16 protein-coding genes are annotated in these 18,671 nt (G+C 69.8%); 6 read left to right on the top strand and 10 right to left on the bottom strand.

Translation table 11 applies throughout. From position 1 onward, the window contains the following. Positions 1–292: 292 nt before the first annotated feature. The 3 genes from ACIRGA_RS00545 (at position 293) to ACIRGA_RS00555 (ending at position 4,411) form a co-directional block, all read left to right on the top strand. A complete protein-coding gene (locus tag ACIRGA_RS00545; RefSeq protein ID WP_400935178.1) occupies positions 293–1,234 on the top strand; it encodes a serine protein kinase RIO in 942 nt (313 codons plus the stop codon). 344 nt (positions 1,235–1,578) lie between these two features. Further along, complete coding sequence (locus tag ACIRGA_RS00550) at positions 1,579–3,081, top strand: DEAD/DEAH box helicase (RefSeq protein ID WP_400935181.1); 1,503 nt, start codon at positions 1,579–1,581, stop codon at positions 3,079–3,081. 142 nt (positions 3,082–3,223) lie between these two features. Further along, positions 3,224–4,411 (top strand): 8-amino-7-oxononanoate synthase, encoded by a 1,188-nt coding sequence (locus ACIRGA_RS00555; RefSeq protein WP_400935184.1) that lies wholly within the window; start codon positions 3,224–3,226, stop codon positions 4,409–4,411. On the opposite strand, the gene ACIRGA_RS00560 is transcribed toward ACIRGA_RS00555, so the two are convergent. Both ACIRGA_RS00560 and ACIRGA_RS00565 read right to left on the bottom strand, forming a co-directional pair. Further along, the gene (locus ACIRGA_RS00560; RefSeq protein ID WP_400935186.1) at positions 4,383–4,859 is read right to left on the bottom strand and encodes a GNAT family N-acetyltransferase; all 477 of its coding nucleotides are present in this window, start codon (positions 4,857–4,859) and stop codon (positions 4,383–4,385) included. The genes ACIRGA_RS00555 and ACIRGA_RS00560 overlap by 29 nt on opposite strands. A gap of 33 nt (positions 4,860–4,892) precedes the next feature. Then, entirely contained in the window at positions 4,893–5,726 is an 834-nt protein-coding gene (locus tag ACIRGA_RS00565) for a S1 family peptidase (RefSeq protein ID WP_400935188.1), read from the bottom strand. 256 nt (positions 5,727–5,982) lie between these two features. Here ACIRGA_RS00565 and ACIRGA_RS00570 point away from each other — a divergent pair, with 256 nt between their 5' ends. Next, positions 5,983–6,747, top strand: coding sequence for a M15 family metallopeptidase (locus ACIRGA_RS00570; protein WP_400935191.1), 765 nt, complete (start codon positions 5,983–5,985; stop codon positions 6,745–6,747). Between the two features lie 75 nt (positions 6,748–6,822). Then, positions 6,823–8,217 (top strand): mycothione reductase, encoded by a 1,395-nt coding sequence (locus ACIRGA_RS00575; RefSeq protein ID WP_400935193.1) that lies wholly within the window; start codon positions 6,823–6,825, stop codon positions 8,215–8,217. A gap of 307 nt (positions 8,218–8,524) precedes the next feature. Here the strand turns inward: ACIRGA_RS00575 and ACIRGA_RS00580 are convergent, their stop codons facing one another. Then, the gene (locus ACIRGA_RS00580; RefSeq protein WP_400935195.1) at positions 8,525–9,001 is read right to left on the bottom strand and encodes a hypothetical protein; all 477 of its coding nucleotides are present in this window, start codon (positions 8,999–9,001) and stop codon (positions 8,525–8,527) included. A gap of 91 nt (positions 9,002–9,092) precedes the next feature. Then, on the bottom strand, positions 9,093–10,340 hold the full coding sequence (locus tag ACIRGA_RS00585) for a CynX/NimT family MFS transporter (RefSeq protein WP_400935196.1): 1,248 nt from the start codon (positions 10,338–10,340) through the stop codon (positions 9,093–9,095). Positions 10,341–10,388: 48 nt separating this feature from the next. Here ACIRGA_RS00585 and ACIRGA_RS00590 point away from each other — a divergent pair, with 48 nt between their 5' ends. Further along, positions 10,389–11,078 (top strand): FadR/GntR family transcriptional regulator, encoded by a 690-nt coding sequence (locus tag ACIRGA_RS00590; RefSeq protein WP_400935197.1) that lies wholly within the window; start codon positions 10,389–10,391, stop codon positions 11,076–11,078. Positions 11,079–11,156: 78 nt separating this feature from the next. On the opposite strand, the gene map is transcribed toward ACIRGA_RS00590, so the two are convergent. The 6 genes from map to dxr form a co-directional block, all read right to left on the bottom strand. After that, positions 11,157–12,014, bottom strand: a complete 858-nt coding sequence (map, locus tag ACIRGA_RS00595) for a type I methionyl aminopeptidase (protein WP_400935199.1) — start codon at positions 12,012–12,014, stop codon at positions 11,157–11,159. 23 nt (positions 12,015–12,037) lie between these two features. Further along, on the bottom strand, positions 12,038–13,843 hold the full coding sequence (locus ACIRGA_RS00600) for a penicillin-binding transpeptidase domain-containing protein (protein WP_400935201.1): 1,806 nt from the start codon (positions 13,841–13,843) through the stop codon (positions 12,038–12,040). 62 nt (positions 13,844–13,905) lie between these two features. After that, positions 13,906–14,760, bottom strand: a complete 855-nt coding sequence (locus ACIRGA_RS00605; protein ID WP_400935203.1) for a GNAT family N-acetyltransferase — start codon at positions 14,758–14,760, stop codon at positions 13,906–13,908. Between the two features lie 155 nt (positions 14,761–14,915). Continuing rightward, positions 14,916–16,067, bottom strand: a complete 1,152-nt coding sequence (gene ispG, locus ACIRGA_RS00610) for a flavodoxin-dependent (E)-4-hydroxy-3-methylbut-2-enyl-diphosphate synthase (protein ID WP_400935205.1) — start codon at positions 16,065–16,067, stop codon at positions 14,916–14,918. Between the two features lie 118 nt (positions 16,068–16,185). After that, positions 16,186–17,427, bottom strand: coding sequence for a M50 family metallopeptidase (locus ACIRGA_RS00615; protein WP_400935208.1), 1,242 nt, complete (start codon positions 17,425–17,427; stop codon positions 16,186–16,188). 3 nt (positions 17,428–17,430) lie between these two features. Beyond that, positions 17,431–18,636, bottom strand: a complete 1,206-nt coding sequence (dxr, locus tag ACIRGA_RS00620; RefSeq protein ID WP_400935210.1) for a 1-deoxy-D-xylulose-5-phosphate reductoisomerase — start codon at positions 18,634–18,636, stop codon at positions 17,431–17,433. Between the last annotated feature and the right edge of the window lie 35 nt (positions 18,637–18,671).

The raw sequence follows: 18,671 nt of genomic DNA on the forward strand, positions 1-18,671 counted from the left end.
TCTGTGGGGCGGGCTTGTCGCTAAAGCCACTTGCGCGTGGTCTGATGTCCCTAATGTGGCTTTCGCGACACGTCGAGCCGGCCGGTGCACTCACGAGAATTAATTCGGTTGCGCACGCCTCACGGCGTCCGCGATGATCGTGCGCGATCCGGCAGGGAGCCGGTGGATGCGACTGGGAGGTGCCTCGTGCTGATGACTGTCCGGGGCGTCGTCCGCCCCCATCCACTCGCCCCTCGAGGCTGAGCCACGACGCTCGCCCGGTGGGGCATCCCTGAACCAGGAGAACCCACCAGTGCGCAAGCACGATCTCGAAGACGAAACCTACAACCGTCCGAGCCGCACCCGTCGTGCCCGTTTCGACGACGAACCCGAACCCACCCGCGGCGGGCGGCTCACCGAGGCCGAACGCGTCCGGCTCGCCCGGCTGCGTGAGGACGCCTACACCGAAACCGCCATCCCCGACGGCGCCGACCGCTGGAGCACTTGGGGAGAAGCGGAGCACGGGCCGTTGCCGCGCCCGGACTGGGTGATCACCGAACTGGCGGCGGTCGACACCGAGCTCGGCATCCTCAAAACCGGCAAGGAGGCGGACGTCCATCTCGTCCGGCGCAACCTGCCCGGCACCGAGGGCGTCGTGCTCGCCGCCAAGCGGTACCGCAGTGGCGAGCACCGCCTGTTCCATCGCGACGCCGGTTACCTCGAAGGCAGGCGGATGCGGCGTTCGCGGGAGATGCGGGCTATGGAGTCGCGAAGCAGCTTCGGCCGCAACCTCATCGCCGAACAGTGGGCCGTGGCGGAATTCGGCGCGCTCAGCAGACTGTGGACGGTCGGCGCGCCGGTGCCGTATCCGGTACAGCGCGACGGCACCGAACTGCTGCTGGAATTCCTCGGTGACGGCGAGACGGCCGCGCCGCGGCTGGCACAGGTCCGGCCGGAGCCCGATCAGTTGCGGGAACTGTGGTTCCAGACTTCGGCGATGCTGGAACTGCTGGCGTCGCAGGGGCTCGCGCACGGCGACCTCTCGGCGTACAACCTGCTCGTCCACCGTGAGCGGATCATGGTGATCGATCTGCCGCAGGTGGTCGACATCGTGGCCAATCCCGGCGGGCTGGAGTTCCTCGCGCGGGACGTGCGGAACATCGCGACGTGGTTCCACTCGCGGGGGCTGCCGGAGCGGGTCACGGCGATTCCGGAGCTGATCGAGGAGCTGCAGGAGATCGCCGGTCTCCGCTGACCGTCCACAGTGTCTCGAAGGGGTCTTTCCCGGCACGATCACGCCGGGAAAGACCCCGAGGTGGAGACCCTGCCCACAATCGGTCCCTCCGGTTGGGAGGCGGGATAACGGTCCGGTACAGTAGTGACAGACCGCAACCGGCGGCGTGGATGAGTGGTGTCCGTCGCCTCCAAAGCCAACCGAATGGCTCGCGGTATCCGTATCAACCAATTGGCGCGCGGTGTCACGCAGACGCGGTGTGCCGGGTTCGTCCCTGTGAACGCCCATCTGTGCACACCATCTTGCCTTGCCTGCGTGCGGGCAGCCCGGGCCTCCTTGCGACGTGCCACGTCCGAGAGGCATTTGTGACAGTCACGTTCAACTCCGGCCACGTCTCACCGTCGGCGCGTCAGCACCGCAAGCCGCGCACCCGCCCCGCGGGTGACGCGATGCTGCGTGAAGACGCCGTCGAGACGGTCAAGGCGACGACCTGGGCGGAACTCGGCCTTCCCGAGCCGCTGCTGCGCGCTCTGGCCGACGCCGGTATCACCTCCCCGTTCCCGATCCAGTCGGCGACCATCCCCGACGCGCTCGCCGGCCGCGACGTGCTCGGCCGCGCCCAGACCGGTTCCGGCAAGACCCTGGCCTTCGGCCTCGCGATGCTGACCCGGCTCAACGGCGGCCGCGCCCGTCCGAAGCACCCGCGCGCGCTGATCCTGGTCCCGACCCGCGAGCTGGCCATGCAGGTCGCCGACTCGCTGACCCCGCTGGCCAAGTCCCTCGGCCTGTGGTGCCGCACCGCCGTCGGCGGCATGGCCTTCACCCGCCAGGCCGACGCGCTTTCCCGCGGCGTCGACCTGCTGATCGCCACCCCCGGCCGGCTGTCGGACCACGTCCGCCAGGGCACCGCGTCGCTGTCCGACGTCAACTTCGTCGCGCTCGACGAAGCCGACCAGATGGCCGACATGGGCTTCATGCCGCAGGTCCGCGAGATCCTCGACCTGACCCCGGCCCGCGGCCAGCGCCTGCTGTTCTCGGCCACCCTCGACGGTGACGTCGACAGGCTGGTCCGCGCGTACCTGACCGACCCGGTCACGCACTCGGTCGCCCCGTCGACCGCGAGCGTCACCACCATGGACCACCACGTGTTCCAGGTGTCGCACCAGGACAAGCAGGACATCATCACCGAGATCGGTGCCCGCGAGGGCCGCACGATCATGTTCGTCCGCACCAAGCACCACGTGGACCGCCTCACCGAGCGCCTGCGCGAGAAGGGCGTCCACGCGGCCGCCCTGCACGGCGGCAAGACCCAGGGCCAGCGCAACCGCGTCCTCGCGGACTTCAAGGAGGGCTTCGCGCCCGTCCTCGTCGCCACGGACGTCGCCGCGCGCGGTATCCACGTCGACGACATCTCGCTGGTGCTGCACGTGGACCCGGCCGCCGACCACAAGGACTACCTGCACCGCGCCGGCCGCACCGCCCGCGCCGGGGCGTCCGGTGTCGTGGTCACGCTGGTCACCCACGACCAGCGCCGCATGGTGCGCCGGATGACCGACCGCGCCGGTGTCCGCGCCGAGCAGACCACGGTCCGCCCGGGTGACGCCGAGCTCGCTCGTATCACCGGTGCGCAGCAGCCCAGCGGCGAGCCGGTCGTCGAGCGTCGTCGCGAGTCCCCGCGTCGTGGCGGTGGCCGCGGCTACGGCGGCGGCGACCGCGGTGGTTACCAGGGCTCCCGCGAGGGTCACGGTCACCGCGAAGGCGGCCGTCCCGGCGGCTTCCGCGGCCGCCCGCGTCGTGGCGAGTCCGGTGGCGGCAACGGCCGTCCGCAGCGTCCGGGCGGACGCCCGCGTCGCAGCTACGACAGCTGACACAACTGAAGCCGGTTCTCCCGGCGGCTAGTGCCATGAACGGGCCGTGCCTTGCGAATTCCGCAAGGCACGGCCCGTTCATCGCGTTCGCTGTGGGGACCACCACGTCCAACGGGAAACGCCGGATGGGAGACTGCGGGGCGTGACTTCTCCCGGCCCCGCCTCCCAGAACCTCCCGCCCGACCAGGTCTTCGACTGGCTCGACGTGGAGGCTGAGAAGCGGGCCGAGGCCGGGCTGGTGCGCAAGCTGCGCATCCGGCAGGCGCAGGAACCGGAGCTGGACCTCGCCGGCAACGACTACCTCGGGCTCGCCAGGGACAAGCGCGTCGCCGGTGCGGCGGCCGCGGCCGCGCTGCGCTGGGGCGCCGGGGCGACCGGCTCCCGTCTCGTCACCGGCACCACCGAGGTCCACGCCGAACTCGAGCACGAGCTCGCCCGCTTCTGCGGCGCTCAGGCCGCGCTGGTCTTCTCGTCCGGTTTCACCGCGAACCTCGGCGCCGTCACGGCCCTGTCCGGCGCGGATTCCGCGATCGTCACGGACAAGTACATCCACGCCTCGCTCATCGAGGGCTGCCGGCTGTCCCGCTCGGACATCGCCGCCGTCGCGCACAGCGACCCGAACGCCTTCAAGCACGCGCTGGCGACCCGCCGCAAACCGCGTGCGCTCGTCGTCACCGATTCCGTGTTCTCCGTCGACGGCGACATCGCCCCCCTGGAGCAGCTCGCCGGTGTCTGCCGGGAGCACGGCGCGTCACTGCTCGTCGACGACGCGCACGGCTTCGGCGTCCTCGGCGAGGGCGGCCGCGGCGCCGTCCACGCGGCGGGGCTCTCCGGCGCGCCGGACGTCGTCACCACGATCACGCTGTCGAAATCCCTTGGGGCGCAAGGCGGAGCGGTGCTCGGGCCGCGTCGCGTGATCAAGCATCTCGTGGACACCGCGCGCAGTTTCATCTTCGACACCGGGCTCGCGCCCGCCAGTGCCGCCGCCGCGCTGGCCGCCCTCAGCGCGTTGAAGGCCGAGCCGGAGCTGGCCACCAAGGTGACGGAAGCCGCGGGAAACCTTGCGATGCAGCTGAAATCGGCGGGTTTCCGGGTCGGTCTCCCGGACGCCGCGGTGATCTCGGTGCAGGCGCCGTCTCCGGAGGCGGCGGTCGCGTGGGCGGCCGCGTGCGCCGATCAGGGCGTGCGGGTCGGCTGCTTCCGGCCGCCGTCCGTGCCCGACGGCATCTCTCGCCTGCGCCTGACCGCGCGCGCCGACCTCACCGAGGCCGACGTGGACCGCGCGGTCGGGGTGATCACGGCTACGGCGCCTCCCGGCGCCACATCGTGATGTGCGGGATCCCGTCCTCCAGGAACTCATCGCCTTCGGCCACGAAGCCGTACTTGGCGTAGAAACTCGTCGCGTACGTCTGCGCGTCGAGGACGCACGGCGCGTCCCCGATCCCCGCGAGCGCGGTCTCCATCAGCCGTCCCGCCAGTCCCTTGCCGCGTGAGCGGACGGCCGTGCACACCCGGCCGATGCGGAAGGTGCCGCCGGCGTCCTGCAACACCCGCAGGTACGAATCGACGGCGACGGAACCCCCGATCCAGAGGTGCCGGGTGCCGGGCAGGAGATCGCGTCCGTCGATCTCGTGATAGGCGCAGTCCTGCTCGACGACGAACACGTCCACGCGCAGGCGCAGGATGCCGTGCAGCTGTGCGGCGGTGATCTCGTCACCGGCGACGGACAGCGGGAACGACGTGGTCTCGATGATCGGGGTGTCGGTGCTCACGCCCACTTGTTAGCACATCGGACGTGAAGAAGGCACCGATCAGCCGATCAAGCCCCGGCTGTTCTGCTGGGAGATCTCGTTCGCGAAGTGGGAAACACGGGTGTACACGCCGGGTTTGCCCGCCTTCGCGCAGCCTTCGCCGAACGACACGATCCCGATCAGCGTGTCGCCGACCATGAGCGGTCCGCCCGAATCGCCCTGGCAGGCGTCGACGCCGCCTTCGGGGTAGCCCGCGCACACCATGTCGCCCGGGTCGTAGCCCGAGTACGCCTCGCGACAGGTCTTGTCGCTGACCACCGGGACGACCGCGCTGCGCAGGTAGTCCGACCGCGCGCCGCCGTCGGCGACCCGGCCCCAGCCGAGGACCGTCGCCTTCGTGCCTTCCTCGTACAGGTCGGCGTTGCCGTTGTCGGCGACCTTCGCGGGCCGGTACGGCAGCTGACCGCTGACCGTCATCACCGCGATGTCGTCGCCATTGCCGGGATTGCCGCTGTAGTCGGGGCTGACCCAGACCCGCGAGACACGCAGCTCGATGCCGTCCCGGGAGCGCTTGTCCTCCCGCCCGGCCACCACCCGGACGTCGGCGCGTTTGACCGCGACCGCGCAGTGCGCCGCCGTCGCGACCGTCGTGGAGCTGACGATCACCGCGCCGCAGTACTGGTTGCCGCTGCGATCGGCCAGGTAGACCGCATACGGGTACTGAGAGAGCGAAGCCTTGCCGCCACCGACGATCCGCGGCTGGGCGGCCTGATCCGGGCCACTCACCGCGCTGTCGTCCGCCGACGCGCTGTTGACCGCGACCGGCACCATCACGGCCGTCGCGAGAACCGCTCCGACCGCGAGCAGCAGCGTGCGACGTGACTTCTTGGGCATGTTCTGTCCCTTCACCGGGGCGTACGTACGGTCAAACCCTGGGAAGTCATTCGACTCCAGCGCGTACACAAGCGATCGCGAATACCCTAATCGGAGAAAGCCCGATGCGGTGTCACTGAAACGGGTGGACCTGTGCTCACCGAACGCATCTGTCACTCTGGACGACGTGCGGGCTACGGCGACGATTCTGGCGGCTACGGCCCTTCTGCTCTTCTCGTGTTCGAGTCCATCGCCGCCCACGCCGCCCACGCCGCCCGTGACCAGCGGTCCCGCGGAAACCTCTTCGGCGGCAACGGCTCCGGCCACCTCGGCCCCGCCGCCCGCACCAGTCTGGCAGGTCGGTGCGAAGCCGCTTCCCTTGCGCGGTGACGGTTTCGGGCAGATCCTCCCGACTCCTCCGGTACTGGCGAACCGTTCGCTGCCGACCGCGGACCTGCTTCCCCCACCTGCCGGAAACCGGTTCGCGGGCACGGTGAATCCCGTTCCCGCCGACGTCCTCGCGCGCAGCACCTGGCAGGCGGGCTGCCCGGTCGCGGCGGGCGAATTGCGCTATCTCACGTTGTCGTTCTGGGGTTTCGACGGCCGCGCGCACACCGGGGAAATGCTCGTGAACGCGTCGGTGGCGCACGCCGTCGTCACCGTATTCGGGCAGTTGTTCGCCGCGCGATTCCCGATCGAGGAAATGCGTGTGACCGCTCCCGCCGAACTCACCGCTCCCCCGACGGGTGACGGGAACAACACCAACGCCTTCGTCTGCCGTCCAGCGCGCGGCCAGACGAACTGGTCGGCGCACGCCTACGGGCTCGCGATCGACGTCGACCCGTTCTGCAACCCGTACACCAAGGGCGACCTCGTCCTGCCCGAACTCTCGTCGGCGTACCTCGACCGGGGAAACCGGCGGCCGGGGATGATCACGCCCAGGGATCCGACCGTGGCCGCCTTCTCCGCGATCGGCTGGACCTGGGGCGGCACCTGGACGACACCGACGGACCGGATGCACTTCAGCTCCACCGGACGCTGACCCGGGAACAACCGGCCGCCGGGCCGAGTTGGCTAGAGTCGGAACCACCCGCTCCCCGCCGCAAAGGAAGACAGCGTGCCCCACTACGACCTGGTGATCGTCGGTACCGGATCGGGTAACTCGATCCTCGACCCGCGCTTCGCGGACTGGAACACGGCGATCGTGGAGAAGGGCACGTTCGGCGGCACCTGCCTGAACGTGGGCTGCATCCCGACGAAGATGTTCGTGCACGCCGCCAACGTCGCGGCCACCCCCGCCACGTCGTCGAAGTTCGGCGTCGACGAGGAGCTGACCGGTGTCCGCTGGCGCGACGTGCGCGACCGGATCTTCGGCCGGATCGACCCGATCGCCGCTGGTGGCCGCGAGTACCGCGTCGGGCACGAGGACAACAAGAACGTCACCGTGTACGAGGGCGAAGGCCGCTTCACCGGGCTCAAGGAGCTGCGGGTCAGCTACTCCGATGGCCGCCCCGCCGAGACGATCACCGCCGACAAGTTCGTGCTGGCCGCGGGTGGGCGGCCGGTGATCCCGGACATCCCCGGCCTCGCCGAAACCGGCTACCACACCTCCGACACGGTGATGCGGCTCGACGAGCTGCCGTCGAGCATCGTGATCCTCGGGGGCGGGTACATCGCGGCGGAGTTCGCGCACGTCTTCGCCTCGTTCGGGGTGAACGTGACCGTGGTCAACCGCTCCGGCGCGCTGCTGCGGTCGGAGGACGACGACGTCAGCGCCCGGTTCACCGAACTGGCCGCGCAGCGGTTCGACGTCCGGCTCGACCGGAAGACCGTCCGCGCGCGCAAGACCGCGTCGGGCGTCGCGCTGGATCTCGAAGGCCCCCAGGGCGCCGAAACCGTCGAGGCCGACGTGCTGCTCGTCGCGACCGGCCGCACGCCGAACTCCGACCTCCTGGACGTCGCCACCACCGGCGTGACCACGGGCGAGCGCGGGCACGTCGTGGTCGACGAGTACCAGCAGACCGTGGTCGACGGGATCTACGCGCTCGGCGACATCTCGTCGGTCTTCGAGCTGAAGCACGTCGCGAACCACGAGCAGCGCGTCGTGCAGCACAACCTGCTGCACCCGGACGAGCGGATCGAAGCCGACCACCGGTTCGTCCCGCACGCGGTGTTCACCTCGCCGCAGGTCGCCTCGGTCGGGCTGACCGAACGCGAGGCGCGCGAGCGTGGCGTGTCGTACGTGACGTCGCATCAGGACTACGCCGGCATCGCCTACGGCTGGGCGATGGAGGACACCACCGGTTTCGCGAAGCTGCTCGCCGACCCGGCCACCGGGCAGCTGCTGGGCGCGCACATCATCGGCCCGCAGGCGTCTTCGGTGATCCAGCCGCTGATCCAGGCGATGAGCTTCGGGCTGGACGCGAAGAGCATGGCGCGCGGTCAGTACTGGATCCACCCGGCGATGCCGGAGCTGGTCGAGAACGCGCTGCTGAACCTTCCGCTGGACTGACCACCCTGTCGCGTTTAGTCCTCTGAATGCGGCGGGTCGCGGCGGCAGACCGTTCGCGGCCGCTCAGCGACCATGTCGCGAAAGCCACTTTCAGGACATCACACGTCTCGAAAGTGGCTTTCGCGACACGTCTCGACCGCGGGTTCACCAAGGGCCGCGCCAGCGGCGCGTGCCGCCTCCACTGAAGTTGCGAAAGCCACTTTCACAACGTTGGGCGTCTCGAAAGTGGCTTTCGCAACGTGCCCGCATTTGCCTTACCCCACATCCAGTCCTCTGAATGCGCCTCCCCCAGGCCGCATTCAGAGGACTAAACGACGCGGTCGCAGGCGCCGGCCCCGTTCCGCACCGCGAGCGCGCTCACCGCGTTCATCTCGGTGTCCGAGGCGCCCAACAAGGCGGCCGAGCGGGCCCCGTCCCCGGAAAACCGCTCGCCCGCCTCGATGTACCGGCGGATCGCCGCCAAGAACTCCTCCCGCGCGGACGCCGCCCCTCCCGGCACCGCGCGGACCCCCGTCGCCCCCTTGAGGACGTCCTTGGCGTCGTCCACCTTCACCGCGACGAAGTGCTGCCACTTGCGCAGCTCCGTCGCGGCGTCCCCCTCCGGATCCGGCCAGTAGCGCTGGATCTCGGCGCCGCTGTCCTTCCACACCCGCACGCACACCCGGTCAACGGCGCGGTAGAACTCGTGCGGCGAAAGCACCGCTGGGGCCCGCTCCGGCACCACGGCGACGCACACCGCGGCGAAACAAGCCAGAGCCGTCCCGTAGGCCAGTCCCTCCACCACACCGACCCCCCGGAACCGAGTTTTGAACGGGTTCAACTCGATCAGGTTATGGCTCCGCCCCGGGACGGGTCAAGAAGTTTTTTGAACGCGTTCAGACGAAGCGGCGACGACCGGCGAAGGCACCGAAGGTCATCTGCGCGGCGAAGACCACGAGCATCATGATCCAAGGCACGGTCCAGCCGTGGGTGAGGTCGTGAAGCAGCCCGAAGAGGAACGGCCCGACGGCCGCCATCAGGTAGCCGATGCCCTGCGCCATCCCCGACAGCCGCGCGGTGTCCTCGCCGGTGCGCGCCCGCAGCGCGATCACCGTCAGCGCGAGCGAGAAGACGCTCATCCCGAGCCCGATGAGGAGGCACCAGAGCAGCGGCGAGGCGGCGGGCGCGATCATCATGCCCGCCATGCCGACGAAGCCGGGAACCCCGAGCCCGACGATCCACGGGCTCTGGCTCTTGTGCCGGGCGGCCATCGGCGCCACCACGAGACTGATCGGGACGGCGATGAGCGAGATCAGTCCGAGCAGCAGCCCGGAATCACCCTTGCTCACCCCAGCGTCGATCATCACCTCCGGCAGCCAGCCCATCACGACGTAGGCCAAAAAGGCCTGAGTGCCGAAGAAAAGCGTGACCATCCACGCAAGGGGGCTACGCAGGAGCGATCGCCCGCTACCCTGCTTGCCTGCCTCCGCGACGGGCGCACGCCCCGCACCACGGGCTGCGAGAATCCAGACGAGGAGTGCGAGTACCGCAAGAACCGACCAGGCGCCGAGACCTTGACGCCAGCCGCCGAACGCGTTCTCCAAGGGAGGGGTGAGCGCGGACCCCAGGGCGCCCCCGCCCTGCAGAGCGGCGGTGTACACGCCGGTCATCATGCCCACACGCGCCGGGAAGGAGTCCTTGATGACGACCGGGATCAGTACGTTCGCCAAGGCGATTCCCGCCGTGGCCACCAGGGTTCCCCCGAGCACGACGTACGGTCCGTCGATCACGCGCAGCACCAGGCCGACCGCCAGCACCGAAAGCGCGGACGCGATGGCCGCGCCGATGCCGAACCGGCGGGCCAGCAGGGGCGCGGCGAGTCCGGCGGCGGCGAAACAGAGGCCGGGGAGCGTGGTGAGCACGCCGGCCCAGGTCGCCGTGGCGCCGAGGTCGTCGCGCATCTCGCCGAGCATGGGGCCGACGCTGGTGATCGCGGGCCGCAGATTGAGGGCCACCAGGATCACCGCGACACCGAGCAGCACGCCGCCGGTGATCACTCCCGGTCGCCACTCCGTTTCGATCGAACCTTCGAGTTCAAGGCTTTCATCGAACGGGGCCACGGATTCTCGGGAGTCGACACGCACGTCGGCTAGTATCACATACATAGGATGATTGGATGAAGGGACAACGCTGTGCCATTGGCCACCACGCGCCGTGCCGGCCTGGTCGATCAGGTCATCGAGCAGCTGCGTGACGCCGTCACGCAGGGAGAATGGCCCATCGGTCAGCGGATTCCGACGGAACCGGAGCTGGCGGGGCAGCTCGGCGTCGGGCGCAACACCGTCCGCGAGGCCGTTCGCGCGCTCGCGCATACGGGGCTGCTCGAGGTCCGCCAGGGCGACGGGACCTACGTGCGGGCGACGAGCGAGGTCTCGGGCGCCATCCGGCGGTTGTGCGGTTCGGAACTGCGCGAGGTGCTGCAGGTGCGGCGCATCCTCGAGGTCGAGGGCGCCCGGCTCGCGGCCGTGTCGCGGACCGAGGAGGAGGTCGCCGAGCTGCGTTCCCTGCTCGAACGCCGCAACGCCGAGCTGCGCGAGGGCCATTGGGAGGACTTCGCCCGCCTCGACGCGGAATTCCACTTCGCCGTCGTCCAAAGTGGACATAACACCCTGCTGACCGAGATGTACCGCGGGCTCACCGAGGTGATCACGGCCAGCGTGGCCGCCACGTCGAACGTGACGCCGGGGCGCGAGTATCTGCCGGAGATAGGGCATGAAGGCCTCGCCGAGGCCATCGCCGACCGCGACGCCGACCGGGCCGCCAGTGAGGCCTGCGGTTTCTTGGACGAGCTCCTGGCCCGGGTGGAGCAGGACGAGAGCTGAAGGGGACTTTCCCTTCATAAGACGTGACGAAAGGGCCCTTCACCGCATCGCATGCGGTGAAGGGCCCTTTCAGCCCGCCTAGGGCAGCGTCAAGATCTCCGCGCCGTCCTCGGTCACCACGAGGGTGTGCTCGAACTGGGCCGTCCACTTCTTGTCCTTCGTGGTGACGGTCCAGTCGTCGGCCCAGATGTCGTAATCGATGGTGCCGAGGGTGATCATCGGCTCGATCGTGAAGGTCATGCCCTGCTCGATGACCGTGTCGACCGACGGCTCCTCGTAGTGCAGGACGGTCGGCGCGGTGTGGAACGCCGGGCCGACGCCGTGGCCGGTGAAGTCGCGCACGACGCCGTAGCCGAACCGCTTCGCATACGCCTCGATGACGCGGCCGATCACGTTGAGCTGCCTGCCGGGGCGGACGGCCTTGATGGCCCGCATGGTCGCCTCGCGCGTGCGCTCGACCAGCAGCCGCGCCTCCTCCGAGACGTCACCCGCCAGGAACGTCGCGTTGGTGTCGCCGTGGACGCCACCGATGAACGCGGTGACGTCGATGTTGCAGATGTCCCCGTCCTCGATCACCGTCGAGTCCGGGATGCCGTGGCAGATCACCTCGTTGAGCGAGGTGCAGCACGACTTCGGGAAAGCGCGGTAGCCGAGCGTCGACGGGTACGCGTGGTTGTCCAGCAGGAACTCGTGGATCACCTTGTCGATGTCGTCGGTGGTCGCACCGGGTTTGACGGCCTTGCCGCCCTCCTCGAGCGCCTGCGCCGCGATCCGGCCCGCGACCCGCATCGCCTCGATGACCTCGGGGGTGCGGACCCCGTTGCCCGTGTCGCGTTTCGGCGCCGGCCGATCGACGTACTCCGGACGGGCGATGCTGGCGGGGACGACTCGCCTCGGCGTCTGGACGCCGGGCTTCAAGGGGGAGCGAACGGACATGTGCCCAGCCTACGACCTGGCGGCTAACCGAGCCCCGCCAGGAAGCGCTGGGCGGCCTCGACCGCGGGCCTGGACGTCCCCGCGTCGGTCGTCAGCACCGCGAACGCCAGATCTCCGGTGTAGCCGACGAACCAGCCGTGCGAGTGCGTGCCGTCGCCGAACTGGGCCGTCCCGGTCTTGCCCCGGACGTCCGGCAAGGGTTTGAGCAGCGTCGCCGTCCCGTTGGTGACGACCTCGCGCATCATCCCGCGCAGCGCGTCGAGCACCTCCGGCTTGATCGGTTTCCCGAGCCCGGACGACGTCGTGGCCATCCCCCGCACCAGCGTCGGCACCGGGACCTTCCCGGCCTGGACCGTCGCGGTGGCGACCGCCAGCCCGAACGGGCTCGTCACCACGGTCCCCTGGCCGAACCCGTTCTCCGCCCGCTGCGCGACGGTGTTCGCCGGCGGCGACGAACCGGTGATCGTGGTCAGGCCGGGGATCACGAAGTCGGCGCCGACGCCGAGGTCGCGCGCGGCGTCGGTCAGCGCGGCGGGCGGCAGGTCGGTCGCGAGTTTCGCGAACGTCGTGTTGCAGGACTTGGCGAACGCCGTGGACAGCGGGACCACACCGAGGGCGAACTTGCCCTCGTTCGGCACCGTCCGGTTCTCGAAGGTGGCCGTGCCGGGGCAGTCCACGGGACTGTCCGCCCGCACCGTGCCCGCGGACAGCGCCGCGACGGCGGTGGCCATCTTGAACGTGGAGCCCGGCGGGAAGCGGCCGGTGAGCGCGATCGCGCCCTGCGGGTCGGCCGGGGCGTTCTGCGCCACCGCCAGCAGTTCGCCGGTCGACGGCTGGATCGCGACCAGCGCGGAGGCCGTCGGGACCGGGGCGAGCGCTCGCTCCGCCGAGCCCTGCGCCTTCACACTGAGCGTGCTGACGACCGCGGGCGCCGGTTTGGGGTGTTCGGAGTGCAGGTCGATGATCTCGCCACCGCCCGTGTCGAGCGTGACGACGCGCCAGCCCGCCGAGCCCTCGACCTGGTCCTCGACGAGCGACCGGACCGCGGGCAGCACCTGCTTGCCGAAGTTCTTGTCGTCCGGCAGCAGCCTTTCCTGCTGGCTGAACCGGACACCGGGCAGATCGTAGATCTCGGGCTTCACCTCTTGGTAGCTGTTCGCCCGCAGGCTCACCACCGGATAGCCGGAGCCGGGTTTGAGCGTCTTCACGCCGTCGCGGATCGACTGCCCGGTCACCGAGGGCTCGAACCGGTTGAGCGCCGCGCCGAGTTTGTCGGTGACGGCCACCAGGTCGCCCGCCTTCGCCGGGTCGAGCACGACGCTGACGACCGTTTGCGGGCGCAGCAACGGCATCCCGTCGCGGTCCAGTACCGGCGCGAGATCCGGCGGATCCGCCTTCAGCGCGATGCTCTGCTGCGCGGCCAGCTGCGGATGGAGCGCGGTGGGCAGCCAGCGCACCTTCCAGCCGTCCTGGGTGGAATGGACCTGCGCGTCGGCCTTGTACGTCCAGACGCGGCCACGCGGGAGGTTCCAGGTGAGCTGATAGGTCGCCGTCCCGTTGTCCTCGCCGGACGAGTGCTGGACCTTCGTTTCCGCGACCTTGATCGACTCGGGGGAAAGCGCCTTCCGCGTCATCTCCAAGGACGCGCGCGCGGCGTCCGGCGAATCGGTGAAGAAGGCCGCCGCGGCGACGTCACCGGAGGAGAGCCCGTTCAGGAAGCCCGAGACGGCGTCTTCGGGACCGGAATCGGCGAAGAGCCCGCATCCGGCGGCCGAGAGGCCCACCACCCCCGCGAGCACGACGACGGCGACACGACGACCTGCAGGCATGCCCCGGATCCTGCCAGCCCCGGCCCGATGCGGCCGGACGCGACACGGTCTGGCCGTGTCCTCTAAAATAGAACCGTCGCGTACTGCCCGACCTGCTGGAAGCCGATCTTGCGATAGGCGGCGAGCGCCGGGCTGTTGTAGGCGTTGACGTACAGGCTGGCCGTGCGGCCCATCCCGCGGACGAGCCTGTTCACCACGGACGCCGTCCCGGCGGTGCCGAGCCCGCCGCCGCGGCGTTCCGGATGCACCCAGACGCCCTGGATCTGGCCGACCGTGGAGGACATCGCGCCGATCTCGGCCTTGAAGACGACCTCACCGTCTTCGAACCGAGCGAACGCCCGGCCGCCGGCGATCAGCTCCGCGACACGGGCGCGATACCCGGCGCCGCCGTCACCGTTGCGGGGATCGACGCCGACCTCCTCGACGAACATGGCTATCGCGGCCGGGAGATACCGGTCGAGCTCCTCCGGGCGTACCGCGCGGACCAGCGGATCGGCGGCGACGGACGGAATCCCGTCGAGCGCCAGCAACGGCTGGTCGTGCCGGACTTCCCTGGCTGGGCCCCATTCCGGCTCGAGTTCGTCCCACAGCCCCAGCACCTGCTCGGCCGGGCCGACCAGCGACGAACAGCTCCGCTGACGGCGCAGGGCCCGATCGGCGAAGGAACGCAAAGCGGAGGCGTTGCCGCGCAACGGGATCAGGTTCGGCCCGGAGAAGCACAGCCCCTGGAGCCTGCCCGCGCGCACCGGACGGGAATCCGCGGCCCAGAGCTCGCCACCGAGCCGCCAGGGGTCGAGACCCGCGGTCTCCACCCTGGCACTGACCATGCAGCTGCCGACCGGGTCTGTGGCGAGCGCGGCACGGACCGCGGGATAGTCCCGATCATCGAGCAGCCGTGCACCTGCAAGCCGCAACACCACTCCAGGGTGCCAGATCAGCGGCATAAACGGAACGCAAGCTTGACGACACGCTGAGAGAACCTCAGCAGGTCGAGGCCACCAAGCGCCGGGAACGGTCCTTTCCTGGCGAAAATTCGCGGAGAAAGGACCGTTCCTGGCGTGGTCTCGACCACTCAGCCGACGGTGACGGTGGGCTCTCCCTCGCCGATCGTCTGGCCGGACTCCTCGGCGATCCGCATGGCCTCTTCGATCAGCGTCTCGACGATCGCGTGCTCGGGCACGGTCTTGATGACCTCGCCCTTGACGAAGATCTGGCCCTTGCCGTTGCCCGACGCGACACCGAGGTCGGCCTCACGCGCTTCGCCGGGACCGTTGACGACGCAGCCCATGACCGCGACGCGCAGCGGGACCTCCATGCCCTCGAGCCCGGCGGTGACCTGCTCGGCGAGCGTGTAGACGTCCACCTGCGCACGGCCGCACGAGGGGCAGGAGACGATCTCGAGCTTGCGCTCCTTGAGGTTCAGCGATTGCAGGATCTGGATCCCGACCTTGACCTCTTCCACCGGCGGTGCCGAGAGCGAAACGCGGATGGTGTCGCCGATCCCCTGGCGCAGCAGCGCGCCGAAGGCCACGGCCGACTTGATGGTGCCCTGGAACGCCGGGCCCGCCTCGGTGACGCCGAGGTGCAGCGGATAGTCGCACTGCTCGGCGAGGATCTCGTACGCGCGCACCATGACCACCGGGTCGTTGTGCTTCACGGAGATCTTGACGTCGTGGAAGTCGTGCTCGGCGAACAGCGACGCCTCCCACAGCGCCGACTCGGCCAGCGCCTCCGGGGTCGCCTTGCCGTACTTGTCCATGATCCGCTTGTCCAGCGAACCCGCGTTGACGCCGATCCGGATCGGGGTGCCGTGGTCCTTCGCGGCCCGCGCGATCTCCTTGACCTGGTCGTCGAACTTGCGGATGTTGCCCGGGTTCACCCGGACCGCCGCGCAGCCCGCCTCGATCGCGGCGAAGACGTACTTCGGCTGGAAGTGGATGTCGGCGATCACCGGGATCTGCGACTTCTTCGCGATCGCGGGCAGCGCCTCGGCGTCGTCCGCGGACGGGCACGCGACGCGCACGATGTCACAGCCCGCAGCGGTCAGCTCGGCGATCTGCTGCAACGTCGCGTTGACGTCGGAAGTGAGCGTGGTGGTCATCGACTGCACCGAAATCGGGTGGTCGCTGCCGACGCCGACCGGCCCGACCTGCAGCTGTCGGGTCTTGCGACGCTCGGAGAGGACGGGAGGAGGAAGCGCTGGCATACCTAGAGCGACAGTCACGCCTTCAAGCGTACCTACCCCGATCGGCGGACATACACGAAGTCAGCCGTCACGGTGAGCAGCATTACCTGGGCAGCCCAACGGTGCTGACAGCGCGCTCCGTAACCGCCCTCCCGCGTCACTGGAACAGCTTGACCGGGTTCACGATGTCGGCGGTGACGGTGAGGAGAGTCACCGCGCCGCCGATGAAGACGAGCACCATCGTGACCGCGGACAGCTTCGTGTAGTCGACCGGTCCGCCCGCCGCCTTGCCGCGCAGTTTCCGGATCCAGTCACGGACCCGCTCGTACCAGACGACCGCGATATGCCCGCCGTCGAGCGGGAGCAGCGGCAGCAGGTTGAACACGCCGATGAAGAAGTTCAGGCTCGCCAGCAGGAGCACGAAGATCTGCCACAGGCCACGTTCGGCGGCCTCGCCACCGATCCGGCTGGCGCCCACCACGCTGACCGGGGTGTTCGGGTCGCGCTCGCCGCCGAAGATGGAATCCACCACCGCGGGGATCCGCGACGGGAACTCGATCAGCCGCTTGGCGGTCTCGGAGAACATCGTGCCGGTGAAGCTGAGCGTCCCGCCGACCGCGTCGACCGGGCCGTAGGTCAGCAGCGGCGGCGCGGTGTTCTGGATCGGCGAGGCGCCGATCATGCCGACGTCCTTGACCGTGGTGCTGTTGGAGCCGTCGGCGACCAGCCGCTGCACGCGCGGCACGTCGACGGTCAGGTTCAGCCGCTGCCGGTTCCGTTCGACCACGAACGGCGTCGGCCCGCTGGCGACCTGGACGGCCGCGAGCATCTCGCGCCAGGTCTTGATCGGCTTGCCCGCGACGGAGACGACCTTGTCGCCTGCCTGGAGGCCGGCGCTCTTCGCGGGGGTCGGGGCATTCGGCGGGCAGGTGGTGTCGTTCAGCTGCTCCACCGTGGTGGCCGCGCGGGCACACGACGTGGCGCTGATCACGGCCTCGGTGGGGGCGGCCTGCGCTGCGGGGTTCGGCAGGCCCATGGTGACGGCCATCAGGTAGAGAATGACGAAACCGAGGATGAAGTGCATCGCCGAGCCCGCCGACATGACGACGGTGCGCTTCCACGTCTTGAAGCGCCACATCGCGCGCTTCGACTCTTCCGGGGTCACCTCGTCGAGCGCGGTCATGCCCGCGATGTCGCAGAACCCGCCGAGCGGGATCCACTTCACGCCGTACTCGGTCTCACCGCGGCGGAAGGAGAAGATCGTCGGCCCGAAGCCGATGAAGTAGCGCCGGACCTTCATGCCGAAGGCCTTGGCCGCCCACATGTGGCCGGCCTCGTGCAGCGCGACCGACAGGCAGATGCCCAGCGCGAACAGCACGATCCCGAGAATGAAGACCACGCGCTACTTCCCCTTACCGATCAGCGCACCGGCACGCGCGCGAGCCCAGCGCTCGGCAGCTAGTACGTCATCCACGTCGCGAGGCTCGCGACGCCATTCGTCGGCGGCTTCCACCACCTGGGCAATAGTGTCCACAATCGAGGTGAAGCCGGTGTTCTGTGCCAGGAAGGCGGCCACCAGCTCCTCGTTCGCCGCGTTGTAGACGGCCGGGATGCAGCCGCCGGCGTCTCCGGCGTGCCTCGCCAGCTCGACCGCGGGGAAAGCGTCGTTGTCCAGCGGCTCGAAAGTCCAGCTCGCGGGCTTGTCCCAGACGCACGCGGCCGCGGCGCCGGGCACGCGATCCGGCCAGTGCAGGGCCAGCGCGATCGGCAGCCGCATGTCGGGCGGGCTGGCCTGGGCGATCGTCGAGCCGTCCACGAAGGTCACCATCGAGTGGATGATCGACTGCGGGTGGACGACCACGTCGATGCGGTCGGTCTCGATGTCGAACAGGAGCTTCGCCTCGATCAGCTCCAGCCCCTTGTTGACCAAGGTGGACGAGTTGATCGTGATGAGCGGGCCCATCGACCAGGTCGGATGCGCCATGGCCTGCTCGACGGTGACGTCGGCCAGCTCCTCGCGCTTGCGCCCGCGGAACGGCCCGCCCGAGGCGGTGAGCACCAGCCGGGCGACCTCGGACTCGCGGCCTGCGCGCAGGGCCTGGGCGATCGCGGAATGCTCGGAATCGACCGGAACCAGCTGACCGGGCTTGGCCGCGGCCAGGACCAGGGGGCCACCCGCGATCAGCGACTCCTTGTTGGCCAGCGCGAGCGTGGCGCCGGTGGCGAGCGCGCGCAGGGTCGGCGGCAGCCCCTGGGAGCCCGGAAGCGCGTTGAGCACGACGTCGACCGGGGTGGCGTCGATCATCTCGACGACCGCGTCGGCCCCCGCGAAGATGCGCGGGAGCTTGAAGTCGCCGCGGTTGTAGCCGCGCTTCTGCGCCTCGGCGTACAGCGCGAGCTGCAGGTCCTCCACGGCCGTCGGCCTGCTGATGGCGACGGCGTCGACCTGGTGCGCCAGGGCCTGCGCGGCCAGCGCGGCGGGATCGGAGCCGCCCGCGGCGATCCCGGCGACCCGGAACAGGTCCGGATTCCGGGCCGCGACGTCGAGGGCCTGGGCGCCGACCGAACCGGTCGAACCGAGCACGAGCACACTTCGCGAGGTAGTCATCGGGTGCCATTGTCGCTTGGGGCCCGTCGGGCGCG

The organism is Amycolatopsis sp. NPDC102389 (assembly GCF_044765885.1).
Taxonomy (GTDB): Bacteria; Actinomycetota; Actinomycetes; order Mycobacteriales; family Pseudonocardiaceae; genus Amycolatopsis.

Bases quoted from the DNA above. Each gene is read 5' to 3' on its own strand.
- ACIRGA_RS00600 (WP_400935201.1), bottom strand. From the start codon at position 13,843: ATGCCTGCAGGTCGTCGTGTCGCCGTCGTCGTGCTCGCGGGGGTGGTG.
- ACIRGA_RS00565 (WP_400935188.1), bottom strand. From the start codon at position 5,726: ATGCCCAAGAAGTCACGTCGCACGCTGCTGCTCGCGGTCGGAGCGGTT.
- dxr (WP_400935210.1), bottom strand. From the start codon at position 18,636: ATGACTACCTCGCGAAGTGTGCTCGTGCTCGGTTCGACCGGTTCGGTC.
- map (WP_400935199.1), bottom strand. From the start codon at position 12,014: ATGTCCGTTCGCTCCCCCTTGAAGCCCGGCGTCCAGACGCCGAGGCGA.